At 42.3% G+C, this 20,462-nt stretch carries 16 protein-coding genes and 1 pseudogene; 11 read left to right on the forward strand and 6 right to left on the reverse strand.

The features are described from left to right. Positions 1-80: 80 nt before the first annotated feature. The 5 genes from OGM16_04985 to OGM16_05005 are packed head-to-tail and all read left to right on the forward strand — an operon-like array spanning position 81 to position 4,919. Entirely contained in the window at positions 81-1,934 is a 1,854-nt protein-coding gene (locus OGM16_04985) for a recombinase family protein (GenBank protein UYJ47629.1), read from the forward strand. Further along, a complete protein-coding gene (locus OGM16_04990; GenBank protein UYJ47630.1) occupies positions 1,931-2,719 on the forward strand; it encodes an integrase in 789 nt (262 codons plus the stop codon). Before OGM16_04985 ends, OGM16_04990 begins: the two co-directional genes overlap by 4 nt. Continuing rightward, positions 2,679-3,095 carry a hypothetical protein gene (locus tag OGM16_04995; GenBank protein ID UYJ47631.1) on the forward strand — a complete coding sequence of 139 codons (417 nt, stop codon included), beginning with the start codon at positions 2,679-2,681 and terminating at the stop codon, positions 3,093-3,095. Before OGM16_04990 ends, OGM16_04995 begins: the two co-directional genes overlap by 41 nt. Then, positions 3,082-4,002 (forward strand): hypothetical protein, encoded by a 921-nt coding sequence (locus OGM16_05000; protein ID UYJ47632.1) that lies wholly within the window; start codon positions 3,082-3,084, stop codon positions 4,000-4,002. Before OGM16_04995 ends, OGM16_05000 begins: the two co-directional genes overlap by 14 nt. 2 nt (positions 4,003-4,004) lie before the next feature. Next, positions 4,005-4,919, forward strand: a complete 915-nt coding sequence (locus OGM16_05005; protein ID UYJ47633.1) for a hypothetical protein — start codon at positions 4,005-4,007, stop codon at positions 4,917-4,919. A gap of 474 nt (positions 4,920-5,393) precedes the next feature. Here OGM16_05005 and OGM16_05010 read toward each other — a convergent pair. From OGM16_05010 to OGM16_05020, 3 genes and pseudogenes are all read right to left on the reverse strand, one after another. Continuing rightward, positions 5,394-6,266, reverse strand: a pseudogene (locus OGM16_05010) (ATPase, T2SS/T4P/T4SS family). Between the two features lie 11 nt (positions 6,267-6,277). Further along, complete coding sequence (locus tag OGM16_05015; GenBank protein UYJ47634.1) at positions 6,278-7,285, reverse strand: hypothetical protein; 1,008 nt, start codon at positions 7,283-7,285, stop codon at positions 6,278-6,280. 117 nt (positions 7,286-7,402) lie between these two features. Then, complete coding sequence (locus OGM16_05020) at positions 7,403-7,981, reverse strand: prepilin peptidase (GenBank protein UYJ47635.1); 579 nt, start codon at positions 7,979-7,981, stop codon at positions 7,403-7,405. Positions 7,982-8,262: 281 nt separating this feature from the next. On the opposite strand from OGM16_05020, the gene OGM16_05025 reads away from it, so the two are divergent. The 5 genes from OGM16_05025 to OGM16_05045 all read left to right on the forward strand — a co-directional run bounded on the left by OGM16_05025 (position 8,263) and on the right by OGM16_05045 (position 13,264). Continuing rightward, positions 8,263-8,613, forward strand: a complete 351-nt coding sequence (locus tag OGM16_05025) for an ArsR family transcriptional regulator (GenBank protein ID UYJ47636.1) — start codon at positions 8,263-8,265, stop codon at positions 8,611-8,613. 78 nt (positions 8,614-8,691) lie between these two features. After that, positions 8,692-8,937: a YaaL family protein gene (locus tag OGM16_05030; protein ID UYJ47637.1), complete on the forward strand. Its 246-nt coding sequence runs from the start codon at positions 8,692-8,694 to the stop codon at positions 8,935-8,937. Between the two features lie 4 nt (positions 8,938-8,941). Then, complete coding sequence (locus tag OGM16_05035; GenBank protein UYJ47638.1) at positions 8,942-10,300, forward strand: alpha-amylase family glycosyl hydrolase; 1,359 nt, start codon at positions 8,942-8,944, stop codon at positions 10,298-10,300. 1 nt (position 10,301) lies between these two features. Next, entirely contained in the window at positions 10,302-12,368 is a 2,067-nt protein-coding gene (gene glgB, locus OGM16_05040) for a 1,4-alpha-glucan branching protein GlgB (GenBank protein ID UYJ47639.1), read from the forward strand. Positions 12,369-12,514: 146 nt separating this feature from the next. Continuing rightward, positions 12,515-13,264, forward strand: coding sequence for an aminoglycoside phosphotransferase family protein (locus tag OGM16_05045; protein ID UYJ47640.1), 750 nt, complete (start codon positions 12,515-12,517; stop codon positions 13,262-13,264). 140 nt (positions 13,265-13,404) lie between these two features. On the opposite strand, the gene OGM16_05050 is transcribed toward OGM16_05045, so the two are convergent. The 3 genes from OGM16_05050 to OGM16_05060 form a co-directional block, all read right to left on the reverse strand. Then, complete coding sequence (locus OGM16_05050) at positions 13,405-15,915, reverse strand: MFS domain-containing histidine kinase (protein ID UYJ47641.1); 2,511 nt, start codon at positions 15,913-15,915, stop codon at positions 13,405-13,407. A gap of 7 nt (positions 15,916-15,922) precedes the next feature. Beyond that, complete coding sequence (locus tag OGM16_05055) at positions 15,923-16,618, reverse strand: response regulator transcription factor (GenBank protein ID UYJ47642.1); 696 nt, start codon at positions 16,616-16,618, stop codon at positions 15,923-15,925. Between the two features lie 63 nt (positions 16,619-16,681). Next, the gene (locus OGM16_05060; protein ID UYJ47643.1) at positions 16,682-18,295 is read right to left on the reverse strand and encodes a peptidoglycan-binding protein; all 1,614 of its coding nucleotides are present in this window, start codon (positions 18,293-18,295) and stop codon (positions 16,682-16,684) included. Between the two features lie 261 nt (positions 18,296-18,556). Between OGM16_05060 and OGM16_05065 the strand changes: the two genes are divergently transcribed. Continuing rightward, the gene (locus OGM16_05065) at positions 18,557-20,431 is read left to right on the forward strand and encodes an IS1634 family transposase (GenBank protein ID UYJ47644.1); all 1,875 of its coding nucleotides are present in this window, start codon (positions 18,557-18,559) and stop codon (positions 20,429-20,431) included. Positions 20,432-20,462 lie beyond the last annotated feature (31 nt).

Raw genomic sequence — 20,462 nt, forward strand, 5'->3', positions numbered from 1 at the left:
TCACTTAACCGATGGTTTATGTCTTTTTCAATCCAAAAATTCTATGATAGTTATATCAACTATAAAGGATGTCGCTATTGATGAAAGAAAGTGAAGAACGAAGCAGTAATATTGATGAACAGAAAGCCAGAATCCGGCAAAGATACAAAGGTATTGATCCAGAAGAACTGGAAGTAATTCCGGCACTTCCACCAGAGGATATTTTTAAAACAGAAAAAAAACTACGAGTAGCTGTATATGCAAGGGTATCTACGGATGATCCACGCCAAACATCCTCATATGAATTACAGAAAAATCATTATCAGGATGTAGTAAATAAAAATCCGAATTGGATGCTTGTAGAAATATATGCCGACGAAGGCATTTCCGGCACTTCGCTTCAACATAGAGATGCATTCAAAAAAATGATTGAAGATTGTGAAGGCGGAAAAATTGATTTAATCATAACAAAAAGTGTATCCCGATTTGCAAGAAACGTTGTTGACTGTATCCGATATGTACGAGAGCTTTCTTCACTCCGTCCACCCGTCGGTGTATTTTTTGAAACAGAGCATTTAAATACTCTTGATCCCAAAAGCGAAATGATTCTGTCATTCATGTCAACACTTGCGCAGGAAGAAAGTCATACCAAAAGTGAAATTATGAATTCTTCCATTGAAATGCGTTTTCGTCGGGGAATATTCCTTACACCTCCTCTGCTCGGATATGACCAAGACGAAAATGGAGATCTTGTAATCAATCCACATGAAGCTAAAATTGTGCAGCTTATTTTTTATATGTATCTTAATGGAAGTAGTACTCAACAAATTGCTGACTCTTTGACAGAACTCGGTTGTAAAACAAAAAAGAATAATGATGTCTGGTCATCCAGTACCATACTACAAATCCTTCAAAATGAACGCCATTGTGGGGATGTTCTGGCGAGAAAAACATGGACTCCGAATTATCTTGACCATAAATCAAGGAAAAACAATCAAGACCGTAATCAATACAGAAAAGTCGGACATCATGAAGCTATTATCTCCCGAGATGATTTCATAGCTGTTCAAAAATTAATTACAAATGCGAAATATGGAAATAAAGAGATTTTACCAGAATTACATGTGATACAAGAAGGCTCTCTAAGTGGATTTATAAGCATTAATCCAAGATGGTCTGGATTTAAATCCAGAGACTACTTTGAAGCATCTCAAAGCGTCCTTAAACCGGCAAATATGAATGCACCTGAAACAATTACTGCTTCCGCCGGTTCCTTCGATTTAAGAGACTATGAAGTTGCTAGAGGACAATTTTTCTCCTCGGTTGGTCGGATTTCTGTTTCTTTTTCATATAAACAGATCTCTTTTAACAAAGATGCTATACGGAAATTTCCAAACATAAAATTTGTCGAAATGCTAATACACCCGAGCTCAAAACTACTTGCTATTCGACCATGTTCCTCTGAAACAAAAAATAAAGTGCAGTGGTCACGTCTCAAAGATGGTCAACTTATTCCAAAACCAATTTCCGGTGCTGCATTTTTGCCAACATTATACGAGATATTTAAGTGGGACAAAAAATGCAAATATAGAATATTAGGAGTTGCCCACCAAAAAGACAATGAAAATGTCCTTATTTTCAACATGGACGATACAGAAATACGAATCCCGACAAGTACCAACGAAGTATCCGCCCCCAATAACAACACGCCTGATACAATATCTGATTCTAAGAGTGTGTTAGCTTATCCTGCCGACTGGATGAATAGCTTCGGTAATAATTACTATACTCAGTCTCAAGCGCCAGAATTAACAGAATTTACAGTGGACAAAAACTGGCAAACTGCTTCAGAAAGTAAACCTTATAAAGAACCCGAGCTACAAACCACTCCCAAAGAAACCATTATACAAAATATAAAGAATATTATTACAGAAATTAAAGGAGACACCCAATGAGCGAGCAACCTATAAATCAATGGAATATGACTACAGAACCTTCTGATATGATGAAAATCAACACACCTATGCCAATAACAGTCGCACCCAGCCCCTCAAATCAAATGGAAGTCATTGACGATGATTCTTTCAGCTATGACGGTTATCAAGTTGTACGTGGCGAATTCTTCGCTCATATTTACGAACCTTCGTTTACGTTTAATAACTACAAGGTATCTGTAAATACCGCCTGCATAAAAAAGCTACCCGATGTCGAATATGTGCAAATATTAGTCAATCCCATTGAAAAAAAACTGGCTGTCCGTCCCTGTCGAGAAGAAGAAAAAGACTCTTTTCGTTGGTGTTCCTCTGGAAAAAAGCGTTCGCCAAAACAAATCACCTGTCGAATTTTCTTTGCTAAAGTGATATCTCTCATGGATTGGAATCCTAATTATCGGTACAAGATTCTCGGCAAATTAATTCGTTCTGGCAATGAAATACTGTTCATTTTCGATTTAACTTCACCTGAAATATTTCCTCGTACACTAAAAGACAATGGAACTGTAACCACTGCTAGGACACCTTCTTATCCTGAAGAATGGAAGAATCAATTCGGTATTCCAGTGGAAGAACATCAGAAATCAATGCAAGTCAATATATTTGAAGGCTACGCAGTATTTGACATACAAGAAAAGAAGAAGGCAACTGATAAATCCATAGAAAAAGCAAAAGAACCATCAACAGCAGAAAGTGAGGAAAAATCCTATGAACAACAAACACTCTTCCCATCCACTAATATGTATTGACTTTAAAAAGAATCGTATACGAATCCACCGCAATACACTCCGTCAAATTGGTAACCCAGAATATATTCAACTTCTTGTTAATCCTGATCAAAAAATGATAGGTATAAAGGCTAGTTGTGCAGAGGATAAATTGGCACATAAAGTTAAGGATTATTTTGTCATCAATGGTAACAGTTATGAATTGTACAGCCGAGAATTACTATATTCACTTTCCCAGCTTAACCTTTCTTGGGAGAAATTTAACATTTTTCGTTTAGAAGGCAATATTTACCCAGATAAGAAAATAGCTCTATTTTCCATGGATAACATCATCACAAAACTGCCACAAACAGAATTCAAATCAGAAATAATGGGAGATGAGTATGCGCAATTATAGTATATATACATTAAAAACAAAACTAGAATTCACCAATTTGTATCAATATCTCAGTGAAAAAGATTATAAACAACTTGAGCAACAGATATTATGTCATTCCTATCACACCCCCATCTGCACATGGAATGGTATTGTCATTAATGGTATAGAAGCATATGAATTATTTCGTAAACACAGTATTCCTTTCCGAATAAAAAGACTCCATTTTTCCAGTAAAGAAGATGTAATTTCATGGATATGTACTGACCAACTTAAACGAGAGGATTTAACCAATATCAATAAAAAATACCTGATTGGGAAAAAATATGATGCTGAAAAAATTTTAGTTTCAAGACAACTTTCATCTACGAATAAATCTCATATTTCCGGTGCAAGCATCGCAGCAAAAAAAATATCCGAAGAATGTAATGTAGCAATGGCTACCGTTTACAAATATTCTGCTTACAGTAGTGCACTAGATATAATTGATGAAAAAGTTCCGGATCTTGTCAAACGAGTTCGTTCTGGTCAGCTTTGGATTTCCCAAGCTAATATTATTGAACTTTCAGGATTATCAAAAGAGCAGCTTTTAAGTCTAAATAACTACCTTCTTGCCGAAAAGATAGAACATCTCAGTTATCATGATATGAAAAGGGAATTACTGTGGAATAATTACGCCAAACCGATATTAAAGAAAGAATCTTCCGTTTCTATTCCATCTATACGCAATCTGCCACAATTTGATCCAGATGCGGAAATTGCAAGTCTTACGTTGACGATTCCCTCATGGAACAGTTCTATCGAAAGAGTATTAAAAGTTTCAGATTTTAAAATTGCATCTGATACAGCAAAATATAAGCTTAAATATCAGCTTATGTGCCTAATATCAACCACAAATAATATTTTGAAAAAATTGGAGGAAATATAATTATGGATGGAAATACCGAAGATTTACAAAAGTTTGTTCCCCAAGTGCATTTTGAACAAATACCTATTAAAAATTTATGTTCAAATCAAGATTACCAACGTAATCTTTCTATCAAACACGTTCAGCGTGCTGCAGCTAATTTTGACCTTTATCAGATAAACCCTGTAAAAGTAAGTAGACGTGATGGGATAAATTATGTGTTCAACGGACAACACACTATAGAAATTGTCGCTCTCGTCTCTGGATCAAGAGAAACTCCTGTCTGGTGCATGGTTTATGATGATCTTGTTTACACTCAAGAAGCAGATATTTTTGCAAATCAGATGAAATATGTCAAATCGTTACTACCTTATGAAATATTCATGGCTAATATTGAAGCTGGTAATGATAGAGAACTTATTATTCGTGACCTTGTTGAATCATATGATCTCTCTATTACTTCTTCCTCTCGCCCCGGAGGTATATGTGCTGTATCCACTTTAATTAATATCTATGAAAAATATGGTTTTCACACTCTTGATCGTGTTTTACGCCTTTGCGTTGCCACATGGGAAGGCGCGCCTATGTCCTTTAGCTCCAATATGCTTAATGCTATTGCCCGTCTGGATAATGCTTATGGAGAAACAATGAAAGATGACACATTTAAAGAAAAAGTAGGACGTGTCTCTGTCAGAGAAATCAGTCGTACTGCCAGAGAACGTCGTGCCGGTTCATTAGGGTTTGCAGAAGCTCTTTTACTAGAATACAATAAAAAATCCAAGTATTCACTTCCTTTTGAGAAATTATACACTCATAAAACACCCAAAAAAAGAGAACAATCAACTGAAGATGAATCCGGTCAAAGTTCCACTCCAGAAGGTCAGTTAGATTTATTTTCTACGGATCAGGACAATACTCAGGCTCTGCCAAACGAATAGCGCAGAGCCTTCAGCCTTCGTTCTATCCATACTTTCAAAAGAATACCCTACTCTAAGACTCCCTTTCATGCAAGCACTATTTTATCTTATTCCAAATTCATCATCCGCTCCATCCGCCACCTTATATATGAATATCCATTCCAAATATTTGCTTTTACCGGATACTCTTTCCTGTAAACAAATACAGTGTGATATTTAACAAAATGCATTCTACACCAGTTATGTATATCCTTCATATATATGTTATTTATACCGTTCACCCACTGTTCTAAAAACCATATGTCTTTATCTGACAATAACTCCATTATGAACAGTACATTATAATATTGAATGACACCTACTCTCTTCCTTTCCTCTATTAACCTTTTACACAATAACCTATACTTAATGTTCATATCGTTCCTATGCCTTCCCTCTAATCTATATTTTCCATCCTTATATACGTTATATATATAATTGTTATATAGTACATATAATAGCCTGAAGCATATCCAGGGCTTCCCCGCCTCTTACCTCTCCTACGATAATACGGCTGGGATTCATTCGCAGAGAAGCCTTGATCAGCTGACTGATGGTTATCTCCCCTTCCCCCTCTGTATTGGCATTGCGTGTCTCCATCCGCACCAGATTAGGAACATGACGGATCTGCAGTTCCGCAGAATCTTCAATGGTGATCACACGCTCCTGTTCTGGAATAAAAGAAGACAATGCATTTAAAAATGTGGTTTTTCCCGAGTTTGTGCCGCCGCTTACAAAAATGTTGTACCGTGCTTCCACCAGCTTTTCTAAAAATGCTGCTGCTTCTTCTGTGATCGCCTGAAAGCGGATCAGTTTTTCTATGGTAACAGGCTCCGGAAACTTGCGGATAGTCACTACAGGACCATCAAGTGCCACCGGCGGCAGAACAATATGTACACGGGAACCATCCTCTAACCTGGCATCTGCAATGGGACTGGACACATTTACAATACGGTTCACCTTTCCCACGATCTGCTGGATGATATCCTCTAATTGCTCTGTTTTTTCAAATCTGCGGTTCCATAAAAGCATTTTCCCTTTCTTTTCTATAAATATCTTTCCCGCTCCATTGATCATGATCTCCGTTACTTCTTTGTCATCTAACAGTTCCTGAAGGATATCAAGACGGCGGAAGCTGTCATAAAGGCTGTTTCTAAGCCACAACCTCTCCTTTAACGGAAGATAAACCTCTCTTCCCTTTTGGCGGATAGCTGCATCAATCTGGTCATAAAGCTGTTCATCTTCCAGGTATATCTGGTCTTTTAACTGTCCCAGCACATTTCTCCTTAATTCTCCCCGGATTCCTTCCCGTTTTCCGGCTAAATGCATCTGCCCATCACTCACCTTTCATATCCCCCTTCCAGAAGTTTTCTCACAAAATCCCCCATTTCACCCCAGATCAGCTGGTCTATATAATTTTCCCTGTGAGCTGTCATCCTGCTTACAGGAAGACGCAGCTTCTGTATTTTGCTGCGATCCTCCCTCTCATCTGCTTCTTTTAAATATTCCTCAAATTCTTCCAGCTTTGCCATCGAAACCATATCATCCAATACAGGCATATAAATAACATCACAGGCCTCAAACAGCTCCACTGCTCCTTTTCCCATATGCCCCATATCCACAACGATCCTCTCATAACCGCTTTCTGCTGCAATCTTTCGAAGCAATCCTGCTATTTCTTCCGGTGGGATCTGGTCTAAGTCTTCTCCATAAGAGACCGGCGGAATATGATCCACATTTCCACTGGATAAGATCATGGATTTTAATTTAAGCCAGTTAAAATCTCCCCTCTGATACAGATAAAATACATCTGAAAGATCCTGCTCATATCCCCCGCAGACCAGCTTTGAAAAACCGGAATATTCCTCCAGGCTGATAAATAAAACTGCCTGGCTCTTTCCCAGCATATGAGCCAGAGCCAATGCAAAAGAAGTTTTCCCGCAGCGTCCCACCGGTGAATAAACTCCCATGACCAAACCGCTCTTTCCCATAAGTGCCAGACCTGGTTGAGGCGGTGCAATGCAGTAACAGGCCATTACTTCCTGTAAAATGCAATCACCGGACTGGTATTTATACACGGAAGCTTCCTCTTTTGCTTCTCCTTTTGACACAAATTCCCCGTCACAGAGGATCATTTTCAATCCGGCTTTTACTTCTTTTGCTTTTTCCCGTACATTTTCACCTGCAAGAAGGATCTCAATGTCATGAGTCTGTCCATATTCCTTTAATTTTTCCAGGTCTGAAAATGCCATTGCCTGAAAAGGAAATGTTTCCTTCTGGTTCACATATTCTGCCAGCCGCCCTGCATACAACGGATCTTCATCGTATACAGCCATTACTTTTACCATTTTCCATCCTCCTTAAAATCCCCTGCATTCCCAAAATGTTCTCTAGGAATCTTCCTGTACCTGATCTTGTGAAAAGCCGAAAGCAAAGACAGGTACAGGAAAGACTCTGATAAGACATCAAAGAACCAGAATAAGAATAGCACCTGCACAGAAACAGGCTCCTAAAGGTATCACACATCCGGTTCCATCCCGGGATAAAACATAATACTTTTCAACTTTTTTATCATTGAACACTTGCCTGATATAGGCAGATAAATAAAGAAAACGCTCCCAGGCACTTCCATCCTGCAGCATTTTTAAAAGAGACAGAACCGCTCCCAAAAGAAGTCCTGCAATAAAGACCTTTCCCGTTTTTTCAAGACCAAGCCAGACTGCAAAAACAGCCATAAGCTTCATGTCCCCGGCACCCACCAGTCCAAAATGTGAAAGAACGATGCCCGGTATCAACAGCAAAACTGCCCGAAATACACAGGCTGCCACTGCCACCAGAAACCATAGCCACTGTACGTTCCAGATTCCGATTCCCCCTCTGCCAGCCTGAAAAAACAGGGAAACACAGCCCAATACCATTTCCCAGACGATAACCCAATTAGGGATCCGGTAATATTTCCAGTCACTTACACCAGCAACTGCCAGTCCCGTTAAAAACAGGATCCGCAAAAAATCATTTGAATAAAAATAGACCGATATCTTCACCTCCCCCATAAAAGATGCAAAAAAACTGTTTTCTCATCTTGATCAAAATACACTGCATCTGGATACTGTGCTGAAATCCGCACATAAAAATTACAGAATTAAAAATAAAAAATAGATTTTTTTAAGAATGTGACCTTATTATGCCGTATTTCTCCCCTCCTGTCAAGAGCTTTTTGGAAGCATTTTGGATTATTTTTTCATCCGTTTTTCTATTGACCCCAGTGTACTGTAATGGTAAAATGATATTAGTTTAAAAATTTAAACCAAAGGAGGGGACGGCTATGACAACGGCTAAGGATCTGCAGAAACAATTTCATTGCTGCATGCCTCTTTTTATTGCCCTTGGGGATAAGGTACGCCTTTCGATCGTAGAGCTTCTCAGCGAAGATGCTTTAAAGAACGGAGGCACACGGGGAACCATTGATTTTGAAGGCTGCGCCATGAATGTAAATGAGATCACCCGCCGCACCAGTCTTTCCCGGCCTGCTATCTCCCATCATTTAAAAATATTAAAAGATGCAGGTCTGGTGGGTGTACGCCAGGACGGGACAGCCAACTATTACTATCTCACCTTACGTGACTCCACCCGCTCTCTTATGGAGCTGGGATATAGATTGGAGGAGTTTATGTAATGATGCATAATTCTTTTTTTTCCAGATATACTAATTGATGCCAGAGTAAATCTGTTGGCAGTTGGGAGATGAAGATTTATGCCGGGATTTTTAAAAGCCGTTCGCGAGGCTGCAGCCGCAGCACCTGTAAAAGAAAACTTAGTTTTTACAAAGCGGGAACTGTGGGACGATATTGAACGTACTCTCTGGGCTCTGGAAACAGCCCAGAACCATTTTGAACAGGCTACAGAGCCGTCGCTGATCGACTGCTATATCTACGAATGGAATGCAGCGCAGCTGCGCTATCAGTTTTTGCTGAGAAAATTCAAAAACATGGAGGACTGACAACATGAGTACCTGGTATGAACAAGCTATCTTTTATCATATGTATCCTTTGGGAATGACCGGAGCGCCGAAACAGAATGCGCAGACAGAGGTGACAGACCGGTTTAAAGAACTGGATCAGTGGATCCCACATATCCGTTCTTTAGGCTGCAATGCCATCTACATAGGTCCTCTTTTTGAATCATCCAGTCATGGCTATGACACCAGGGATTACAAGCTGGTGGACAGCCGTCTGGGAACCAACGAAGATTTCCGTGAGTTTACAAAGCTTTGCCATGAAAATGACATCAAAGTAGTAGTTGACGGTGTTTTCAACCACACTGGCCGTGAGTTTTTTGCTTTTAAAGACATTCAGGAAAAAAAATGGGACTTCCCGTACAAGGACTGGTACAAAGGGGTGAATTTTGACTGGCAAAGCCCTTTAGGCGATCCATTTGGCTATGAAGCATGGCAGGGGCATTTTGAACTGCCCTGTTTAAATCTTTATAACCAGCAGGTAAAAGATTATCTTTTTGATGTGATCCGCTTCTGGGTGGATGAGTTTGACATTGACGGCATCCGTTTAGACTGCGCCAATATCCTGGACTTTAATTTCATGAAAGAAATGAGGACCAAAACTGCTTCCATGAAACCGGATTTCTGGCTTATGGGAGAAGTCATCCACGGTGATTACAGCCGCTGGGTCAACCCGGAAATGCTCCATTCGGTTACTAACTACGAACTGCACAAAAGCATTTATTCCGGTTTTAATGACCATAACTTTTTTGAGATCGCCCACAATGTACGTCGTCTGGAAGCCATTGGAAGACAGCTTTATACCTTCCTTGATAACCATGATGAAGACCGCATTGCCAGCAAATTAAAGATAAAAAAGCATCTGTATCCTGTATACACCTGTTTAATGACCCTTCCGGGAATACCGTCTATTTACTACGGAGGTGAATGGGGAACGGAAGGAAAACGTACTTCCACCTGTGATGATGACCTGCGCCCCTGCATTCCGGCTGAAAAGATACCACAGTTAAACTGTGAGCTTACAGATTTTATTTCCAGACTTGGAAAGATCCATGAAGAAAACGAAGAGCTTCACAACGGAAAATATCAGGAACTGCTTCTTACCAACAGGCAGTATGCCTACGCAAGATGGGGAAATAACAGCCTGATCATCACAGCCTTAAATAATGATGATAATGAAACTATATTAAACATCCCGGTTCCCATCCAGGCACAGACAGCAGTGGATCTTTTAAACAGTGATGATGAAACCGGCGAAGATAAAGTTCTGCCTGTACAAAACGGCAGACTGGAAATTAAATTAAAGGGCAACTGGGGTGCTGTCCTTAAAATTAAGGGGGAAAATTAATATGACAACGAGAAAGCAGGCGGATCAGGCACAAAAAGCAATCCCGGCCACAGCTCATAAAACTACCAGAAAAAGCACAGGTACAAAAACTGCAGCAAAAAACACTTCTTCCAAAAGTACTGCAGCAAAATCTAAAACACAGGGAAAGACTGCCGGTTCTGCAGCTGCCAGAAAGAATGCAGGAAACACCGGTCTGATCTCCGATCTGGACTGCTATTTATTCGGTGCAGGTACCCACTATGAGATTTATAAAAAGCTGGGCGCTCACCCCATGACCTACAAAGGCAAAAAGGGCATCTATTTTGGTGTATGGTCACCACATGCCCAGGCAGTCCATCTGGTAGGCGATTTCAACGGCTGGAATCCGGAAGCCAATCCTATGAAAAAAGTGGGACAGTCCGGCATCTGGGAATACTTTAACGCAGGTATGCAGGTTGGCGAGCTTTACAAATTCGCTATTACCACAGATACAGGAAAGATCCTTTATAAAGCAGATCCATTTGCCTTCAGTGCAGAATACCGCCCAGGTACTGCCTCTGTTACTGCCGATATCAGCGGATTTTCCTGGAATGACGGTGACTGGATCTCAAAGCGCTCCCAGGCAGATATGACAAAGCAGCCTATCAGCATTTATGAAGTCCATCTGGGTTCCTGGAAGAAGAAGGACCGTGAAGAAAAGGACGGATATTATACCTATGTGGAAGCTGCCCATGAACTGGCTGCCTATGTAAAGGAAATGGGCTACACCCACGTAGAGCTTATGGGTATCGCAGAGCATCCATATGACGGTTCCTGGGGATATCAGGTCACCGGTTATTTTGCCCCTACCTCCCGTTACGGAAGCCCTAACGACTTCATGTATTTTGTGAATTATTTACATAAAAATGGCATCGGAGTTATCCTTGACTGGGTTCCGGCCCATTTCCCGAAAGATGCCCATGGACTGGCTGATTTTGATGGACATCCTCTTTTTGAATATGAAGATCCTCGCAAGGGTGAACATCCGGACTGGGGCACAAAAGTCTTTGATTATGGCAAAAATGAAGTAAAAGACTTCCTCATCAGCAGCGCTCTCTACTGGGTAGAAGAATACCACGTAGATGGACTGCGGGTAGATGCAGTTGCTTCCATGCTGTACTTAGACTATGGCCGTGAACCAGGCCAGTGGGTACCAAATAAAGACGGCGGAAACCAGAATTTAGAGGCTATTGAGTTCTTTAAGCACTTAAATACCGTTGTCCAGGGCCGCAACCACGGTGTTTCCATGATCGCAGAAGAATCTACTGCTTGGCCGAAAGTGACGGAGCATCCGGAAAATGACGGACTGGGATTTACCTTTAAATGGAATATGGGCTGGATGCATGATTTCCTGGAATATATGAAATTAGATCCATATTTCCGCAAATATAATCACAACCGCATGACCTTCAGCCTCACCTATTTTACCAGTGAAAATTACATTTTAGTACTCTCCCATGACGAGGTAGTCCACCTGAAGTGTTCCATGATCAACAAGATGCCCGGCCTTGGAGAGGACAAGTTCTCCAACTTAAAAGCCGGTTACACCTTTATGTTAGGCCATCCCGGAAAGAAGCTTTTATTTATGGGACAGGACTTTGGCCAATGGCACGAATGGGATGAAAAGGTCAGCCTTGACTGGTATTTAGCTGAAGAAGAAAGCCACAAAAAGCTTCAGGAATATGTCCGTGATCTTCTTCATATTTACAGGAAATATCCGTGTCTGTACCGCCTTGACAATGACTGGAACGGTTTCCAGTGGATCAACGCCAATGACGGTGACCGCAGCATTTTTAGTTTTATCCGTAAAGATGAAACTGGCAAAAAGAACCTGCTGTTCATAGTAAACTTCACACCTGTAGACCGCCCGGATTACCGTGTAGGCGTTCCGAAACGCTGTAAGCTGTCACTTCTTTTAGATAATGTCCATGGCGCCTATAAACCAAGCCAGTGCCCGACTTATACATCCATAAAAGGTGAATGTGATGGACAGCCATATTCTATTTCTTATCCGTTAGGCGGATATGGAACTGCGATCTTCCGGTTTTAAGTGCCGGTAACACTTTTATGGTAAATTTCGTTAATTTTTTATCAATTTTGCTGTACTTTTAATCATTCATGTAGTAAAATAATAATCGATGCGGCAGTTCACACCGCAGCAGTACCGTATATAATGTGTGGAAGGAGAGTATGATTATGGCAAAAGAAATGATTTTCAGTAGTGCAAAAAAGACCGTCTACCGTGACGGAGATACTGCCATTAAGGAATTCTGTGAAGGATTCCCGAAAGCTGAGGTTTTAAACGAAGCATTATGTAATGCAAGAGTGGAGACCATCGAAGCGCTCAATGTTCCAAAGGTTTTAGGGGTAACGGTAACTGATGGAAAATGGTCTATTATCAAGGAATATGTACCAGGCAAGACCTTAGAACAGCTGATGGATGAAAATCCTGACAAGCTGGACGAGTACATGTCCCAGATGGTAGATCTTCAGCTGCTGATCCACAGCCAGGCTTGCCCGCTGCTCAACAAACTGAAAGAAAAAACCATCCGTTCCTTAAAATCCGTGGAACAGCTGGACGAAGGCACACGTTATGAGCTTTTGACCAGACTGGACGGAATGCCAAAACACACCAAGCTCTGCCACGGCGATTTCAATCCATCCAACATCATTGTTGGGGACGATGGAAAGCTTTATGTCATTGACTGGGTACATGCTTCCCAGGGTAATGCAAGTGCCGATGTGGCCAGAACCTACCTTCTGCTCAGCTTAAAGGACAAAAAGAAAGCAGAGCTGTACATGGATCTGTTCTGTGAAAAAACAGGTACAGAAAAACGCTATGTACAGGGCTGGCTTCCAATCGTAGCAGCCGCACAGCTGGCTTATAAGCGTCCGGAAGAGAAAGATCTGTTAGAGAGCTGGATCAATGTTTTCGAGTATCAATAAGTTCTATTTACACATTTAAGCAGTACCGCCTGAAAGCGGGCTGCAGATTTACGGTCAAAAAAGACAGGTTCCTTGTGGGCCTGTCTTTTTTAGTATCTTCCTTGCGTTTTCTGTTTATTTTTCCTATTTAGTTTTCCGGTTTATGTTTCCTGTTTATTCTCCCGGTTTCCATTCCGGATCAGTACTTCCTCTTTCACTGTTAAATTCTTGTCATTTTCTACCATTACATCCCAGTTATAGGGGACGATTTCCAGCAGGTTCTCTCCCACTGGCATTTCCCCGGACATTTTCTCCCCGGACTGTTCTTCTGCCCGCTTCTCTTCCGCAGCCCGTTCCAGACGCATTTCTGCCCTGGTCTCCTGGCGCACTTGCGGGAAAATGACCTGAGCCTTGAACAGATCACCGTCAATGGTGATCACAAACTCGCCTTTCTGCAGCTGAGTCAGACTCCGGGCAATGGAAAGCCCTAATCCGCTGCCTTCTGTGGTCCGCGCCACATCTCCTCTGACAAAACGTTCTGTCAGTTCATCCGGGCTGATATTTAACGGCTTTTCCGAAATATTTTTCATAGTGAAAATGGCTTTTCCATCTACAGAAGCCACATCCACATATACCCGGCTGCCTTCCTGAGCATATTTAAAAGCATTGGTATAAAGATTTTCAAGAACACGCCATAATCTGCGCCCATCTGCCTTAATAATGATCATGCCATCCGGGAAATCAGAGATGATCTTTAAATGGCGCTGGTCAAAACGTTCCTCAAATTCACCATTTGTCTGCTGCACCAGCTCTACCAGGTCAATATCTGTCACTTCCAGCTTCAGGTTGCCGGAACTTGCCTTGGATGCTTCTACCAGATCCTCTGTTAATGTCTTTAAACGCTGGGATTTCTGGTCCAGGACTTCCAGATAAGAGGCGATCTTGGGATCCTGTATCTTCTGCCTCTTTAACAGATCCACATAGTTGATAATGGATGTAAGGGGAGTCTTAATATCATGGGAAACATTAGTGATCAGGTCCGCTTTTAAGCGCTCACTTTTTACCTTTTCCTGTAGTGCTGTATCCAGACCACTTCCAATATTATTAATATGATCTCCTACTGTTCTTTCTTTTCCGGTAAGCTTTTTTGTGTCCAGCCTGAAACCGGTATCACCTTTTGCAATGCAGGTAATGGCATTATTCAAAAGATCTTTCTGCTCTGCCTTACGAAACAGCCTGTGGTAGATCCAGCCATCCAGTCCCACAAACAAAACAGCGCATACATAAAATAAAATACGTGAAGTCAGTTTTTCATCTTTATAGGCAAAAAGGAACAGCGTTCCCCACATCATCATGCCATTAACAACTAAAAACAGCAGATAACAAAGGCTGGTACCTGCCACAAAACTGGCTTTGGCAATATAATCTTTTGAAGCATTTACTGCCTTTTTTGCAATGCTTTTCTCCCATAATGTATTGGCCTTATAACGCCTTAAAAGACTGAAGCCACAGAGAATACTGCATCCATAAAGTATCACATATTTTAATAATTTATTCCAGTAAGCCAGATGTTCTTCTGAAGCAAACAGGCCAATGACCATAATACCCAGCTTTCTGCAAAAGTACAAAATACCGGCTGTTGCTGCCGCACACAAAAGCACACAGGACTCCGTATACATTTTATCGATGGGGAACAGGCGGATTGCACCACCCAGCTCATCTTCATGACCAGACAAAAGCACCAGTGCCACCAGCGTAGTGAAAAATCCGACCATTCCGGCGATCACAGCACCCATTCCTACAATAAAAGCAGAACGGGCACCTTTATATTCTCCTGCTTCCTTTGCATATTTATCAGCATATGGATAATTTGTATCCACAGAAACTACCATGTAATTCTGGTCATTGTCAAATGGATTCCAGGTTTCCAGCAGGGAAGCCGCATTTTCCGGTATCAAAGCCAGATTACTTTCCATACGGATGGTATTTCCGGGAATAAATAAATATTTTCCAAAACCTCTCAGCTCATCTAAGGACATAGATGGAACATTCGTATAAACCGCTTCTTCCCCACTATCGCTTTTATAAAAGATACGGAACCGGACATTTGTATTATTACTGATGAAATTATAATAGATCGTATAATATTTTCCCAAACGATCCAGGATATCAAGAGCCATTTCCTCTTTAGTCATCCTGGTCTCCAGGCCATCTGCATCTGCCAGACCTGGGTTATCCGTTTTATATTCTACGGTGATTTCCATGTCATCATCGTCCATGGCCATAGGAGACCCCTGAACTGTAAAATCTTCCCCCAGGTAATATCCGCGGATTTTTGCATAACGGACGATCTGGTCCAGTGTCATATTTTCATCTACGCCTGGTCCGTCTGTAATACGCACAATATTCTTATGCATGTCCAGAACACCATTCGTTTCAAACATATCCTTATAGCCGATATAGGTAAAAATATTGCTGATATCTATGCCCAGCTGGGAGCAGAATGCATTTGAATCCTCGTATGTTTCATCATAGATCCAGCGGATACCTTTACCGTATCCGCCGTTTAAATACATGGCACTGATACCCGCCAGTGTAATGACCAGAAAGATCACATGAAACACGGACAGCAGCACCTTCCATTTTCTCAGACCAAACGATTTTTTTTCCATAGGCCACCTACTGTTTCTCGATCTTATAGCCTACGCCCCATACTACCTTCAGATATTTTGGCTCTCTCGGGTTGATCTCAATCTTTTCCCGGATATGACGGATGTGGACAGCTACTGTATTATCTGCACCAATGGCTTCCTCGTTCCAGATTTTTTCGTAGATCTCATCAATAGAGAATACCTTTCCTGCATTCTTAACCAGAAGCAAAAGGATGTTATACTCAATAGGCGTCAGTTTGATCGGCTCTCCATCTACAGTAACCTCCTTGTTGTCATCATTGATCTGGAGACCGCCACACTTGTAAACCTGGCCTTCTGCCTGTTGGCTCATGTTCCCAAGCTGTGTATAACGGCGCAGCTGGGATTTGACTCTTGCTACCAGTTCTAACGGGTTAAATGGCTTTGTAATATAATCATCTGCACCGATATTAAGTCCCAGGATCTTATCTGCATCCTCTGATTTTGCAGAAAGGATAATGATCGGAATACTGCTGGTCTCACGTACCTTTAAGGTAGTACGTATACCATCCAGTCCCGGCATCATCACATCTAAGATCAAAAGATCTGCGGACTGTGTCTCCAGATATTCCAGAGCTTCATATCCGTCATAGGTTTTTATAACTTTAAAGCCTTCTCCTGTAAGGTAAATGTCAATGGCTTCTACAATCTGTTTATCATCATCACATACCAGGATCGTCTGCATAAATGTCTCCTCCTTTGTTAATATACCTGCGCCCACAGGCGCAGACCGGGTGTATGTTACTGTTTAAAAGATACGCCATGCGCAGATAAAGTTATTTCTCCACCACTGGCTTAAGCTTCTGTGGACAACCTTACCATTACTGGATGAAGCATCAATAACGGTTCCGCCGCCTGCTGCAATACCTACGTGGCCTCTTACAACTACGATATCGCCCGCCTGGATATCTCCAAAATTGCTTACCTTTGTATAACGTCCTGCACTTCTCCAGCCTGAAGAAGTCATATAACTCTGGCTTACGCCTACCTGCTTTAAGCACCAGTATACAAAACCGGAACAGTCAAAAGAGCTGGGGCCCTTTGCTCCCCATACATATGGGCTTCCAAGCTTGGAAGATGCTACGGAGATCAGCGCAGAAACACCTGTACCGGATGCCGGTCTTGGAGCCGGTGTACTGGTATTGCCGCCGTTATTGCCCTTGTTAGAATTATTGTTCTTTCCGCTGTTATTGTTTTTGTTGCCCTTAGCCGGTGCAGCTGTAGAAGGTGCCGGTTTCTTCACATCGTCACTGGTAAGCTTGGCCATGGTCAGTACGCCAACTTTACCATCTGCAGACAGACCGTTGCGTGACTGGAAGTTCTTTACTGCATCTTCCGTTGCTTCACCATAATAGCCAGTTACATTGGAAGATGGCAAATAGCCGTATTTGCTTAACAGCTGCTGTACTCTGGTAACAGAATCGCCCTGTTCACCGATCATTAAACCATTTGGCTTGGCATCCGGACTGTTTAATACAATACGGGTGGATGGTCCTAAGTAGCCGTCTACTACCTGGTCATTTCTTGCCTGGAACTGCTTAACTGCGATCACAGTGTCCTGACCATATGTACCATCTGGTGTTGTAGTCAGATAGCCCAGATCCTTTAAACGCTGCTGGCATGCCAGTACCACATCACTCTTTTCACCGTATGCAAGCATATTTGCCTTAATGTCATCGCTGTACATCAGGTTATAGGTCTGCCGGCCTACTTTTCCGTCTTCTGCCAGTCCATTAACCCCCTGAAGCTTTAAAACGGCAATTTCTGTAGCATCATCAAAGTTGCCCGTTACCTGGTCTGCAGAAGCCAGATATCCCAGCTCATACAGTCGCTGCTGGATCTTCTGGATATCATCGCCCTGTGTTCCCTTAGATACTGCATAATGTTTGGCATCTTCTGCCATCAATTCATCCCATGTGGTATTACCTACAATGCCATCCTGAGGCAGTTCATTCTGTCTCTGGAAATGTTTTACTGCTGTGAGCGTTACCTGGCCAAAGTAATCCGTAGGCTCATCGTTATCCATAAAGCCCAGATCCATCAGTCGCTGCTGAAGCTTCTTTACGATCTCATGGCGAACACCTTCCCTTAAGTACTGTGGTGCTGATTCTGCGTCCTCCGGAAGCTCTACATCCGTCAGTCCAGGAAGGATCTGTCCATCCATTCCTAAGGGTGCTATGGTCTCATCGGTTCCGTTTGAGAACGCCTGTCCATCTGCGGCATCTGCTTCTGCCGGTTCTGCGGCCTCATTTTGAACAGCAGCCCCAGTGCCGCTCAAAGAGCAGCCCCCCAGTGCCAAAGCTGCCGCCAAAACACCGGATACGCAGGCATATCTTAAATAATATGTATATTTCTGGTTCATCAAATGTATCCTCACTTGTTGTCCTTCGTTGCTTGGTCCACTCAGGACCCTCGCGCTTCGCGCTCCACTACCTGCTAGCGCAGGCGGGTCCTTCGTTGGTGAGCGCAAGAAAAACAAATGCCGCATTCTGCGGCGCTTGTTTTTCTTCTGCGCTCACCACATTATAACACATCTCCTTTCTTTTTTCGATATTTTTCATGGTCTTAAGGAAATCGCAAGTTCCTGTACCCTGACTTTTACAGTTTTAGCTGGAAAATTATTGTGGCAGATACTAAAATCCCAGGAAATTCAATTATTCTGGGATTTTTTGATGATTTCTATTTACGTTATCCAAACGCTTCCCCTAAACAGCGTACCGTAAAAAGCTTCGGCTATTTGGAAGATCAGACTGACCTGGAAGCATTTTGGAAAGAAGTAAATGCCTGCAATGACAGCCTCAAGCATAAGCGGGATCTGCGTATTGAAATCCCCGTTTCCGAAATGATGTATTCCGAAAACAACAGGCTGCTTAACTATGGCTACAAGTTTCCGGAATCCGTTTACCATCTTCTTGGAATCGACACCTTCTTTGAACAATACCAACGGTCATCCGGATTCCGCGGAAAATACTCGCTGAATGAAATCTTCCGTTACCTTGTGATGGACAGAATCCTCTATCCGGCCTCGAAACGGGAAGTAGCTTCACGCCTTCTGAATTATTACGGCCTGAACAGCGAATTTGACCTTCCGGATATTTACCGCGCATTAGACCAGTTCAACATCATCTTTTATGACCTCCAGCGTTTTATCAGTGAACAGGTGGGAGAGCGGTTTGGTCGGGACCTGCAGTACAGTTTCTATGATGTAACAAACTACTATACGGAAAAAGATTTTGCAGACCCGGATGAAGAATACCGTGACCGGTCGGGAAAGCTGGTAAGCGGCCCTGCCCTGGGGCAGAAAGGCGTTTCCAAGGAGCACCAGCTGACGCCTATCATACAGATGGGACTCTTCATGGATGGAAACGGGGTTCCCATATGCATGGATGTATTCCGGGGGAACATGAGTGATTCCGATACACTGAAAGAAAATCTGGACGGATTCAAGAAGGAATACGGCATGGAACGGACAGTTGTCGTGGCAGATAAAGGGATGAACTGTTCTCGCAATATTGATCTTCTGTGCAGTCAGGGCGATGGTTATGTATTTTCCCAGATATTAAAAGGAACAAAAGGGAAACGTTACCAGGAAGCCCTGTTTGCCCAGGAAGGCTGGCAGGAAGCGGAAGACGGTTCCTACAAATGGAAACTGCTCACGGAAGAATACCAGGGGTATGATATCTCATTTGAAATGCAGGACGGACAGAAAACAGAGAAAAAGAAAGCGGTAAGGCGGCAGCGGAAGGTTCTTCTTTACTGGTCAAGAGCAGATGCAGAAATGGCAGCAAAGAAAAGAGAAGAAAAGCTGAAGAAAGCAGAAAAGAGTACAAAGAACAATGCCTATGGGATCGTCCATGGAAAAGACCGGTATATAAAAGAAGAAACCATCCTGAAAGAGACCGGTGAAGTTCTGGATGAAAGGCAGACAGCCAAAGTATCCGCAGTGGACCGGGAGAAGGCGGAAAAAGATGCCCTTTATGACGGATATTTTGCAATCATAACCAGTGAGATGGATTATGATGCTGCAAAGATACGGGAAGTATACCATGGTTTGTGGCGTATTGAGGAATCTTTCCAGACCATGAAGAGCGATTTCGATGCAAGACCGATTTATCTGAACAAGCGGGAGCATATCCGGGCACACTTTCTGATCTGTTTCGTGGCGCTTGTGATCCTGCGTCTGATACAAAACAGAATGGGGATTGAAAGATTGTCGGTGGACAGGATTGCGGAAGCGCTGCGAAGCGCAAACTGCCTGTTGGAAAGAGGCGGTTATGTCCGCCTGCTGGATGTTGGTGGAAAGATCCGGTACGAGGAAATCCCGGATCGGAAAAGTGGGAAACTGGTGCCAAGCCTGAAATTCAGCAGCGAGGATCAAGTAGCCTTGGATTATCGCCGAATACAAGAAACGTTTGGAACAAACTTCTACTATGCTTACGCGAAGCAGGAAGACTTCAAAAGATTCTTCAAAGAAATGGAACTGGGCAAAAGAGCATAACACAAGAAACTCCCTACAAACGCTTTGTTTT

This window comes from Lachnospiraceae bacterium (genome assembly GCA_025758065.1).
Taxonomy (GTDB): Bacteria; Bacillota; Clostridia; order Lachnospirales; family Lachnospiraceae; genus Enterocloster.

Bases quoted from the DNA above. Each gene is read 5' to 3' on its own strand.
- OGM16_05050 (UYJ47641.1), bottom strand. From the start codon at position 15,915: ATGGAAAAAAAATCGTTTGGTCTGAGAAAATGGAAGGTGCTGCTGTCC.
- OGM16_05060 (UYJ47643.1), bottom strand. From the start codon at position 18,295: ATGAACCAGAAATATACATATTATTTAAGATATGCCTGCGTATCCGGT.
- OGM16_05005 (UYJ47633.1), top strand. From the start codon at position 4,005: ATGGATGGAAATACCGAAGATTTACAAAAGTTTGTTCCCCAAGTGCAT.
- OGM16_05015 (UYJ47634.1), bottom strand. From the start codon at position 7,285: ATGGTAAAAGTAATGGCTGTATACGATGAAGATCCGTTGTATGCAGGG.
- OGM16_05035 (UYJ47638.1), top strand. From the start codon at position 8,942: ATGAGTACCTGGTATGAACAAGCTATCTTTTATCATATGTATCCTTTG.
- OGM16_04990 (UYJ47630.1), top strand. From the start codon at position 1,931: ATGAGCGAGCAACCTATAAATCAATGGAATATGACTACAGAACCTTCT.
- OGM16_05030 (UYJ47637.1), top strand. From the start codon at position 8,692: ATGCCGGGATTTTTAAAAGCCGTTCGCGAGGCTGCAGCCGCAGCACCT.
- OGM16_05055 (UYJ47642.1), bottom strand. From the start codon at position 16,618: ATGCAGACGATCCTGGTATGTGATGATGATAAACAGATTGTAGAAGCC.
- OGM16_05045 (UYJ47640.1), top strand. From the start codon at position 12,515: ATGGCAAAAGAAATGATTTTCAGTAGTGCAAAAAAGACCGTCTACCGT.
- glgB (UYJ47639.1), top strand. From the start codon at position 10,302: ATGACAACGAGAAAGCAGGCGGATCAGGCACAAAAAGCAATCCCGGCC.
- OGM16_05025 (UYJ47636.1), top strand. From the start codon at position 8,263: ATGACAACGGCTAAGGATCTGCAGAAACAATTTCATTGCTGCATGCCT.
- OGM16_04995 (UYJ47631.1), top strand. From the start codon at position 2,679: ATGAACAACAAACACTCTTCCCATCCACTAATATGTATTGACTTTAAA.
- OGM16_05000 (UYJ47632.1), top strand. From the start codon at position 3,082: ATGCGCAATTATAGTATATATACATTAAAAACAAAACTAGAATTCACC.
- OGM16_04985 (UYJ47629.1), top strand. From the start codon at position 81: ATGAAAGAAAGTGAAGAACGAAGCAGTAATATTGATGAACAGAAAGCC.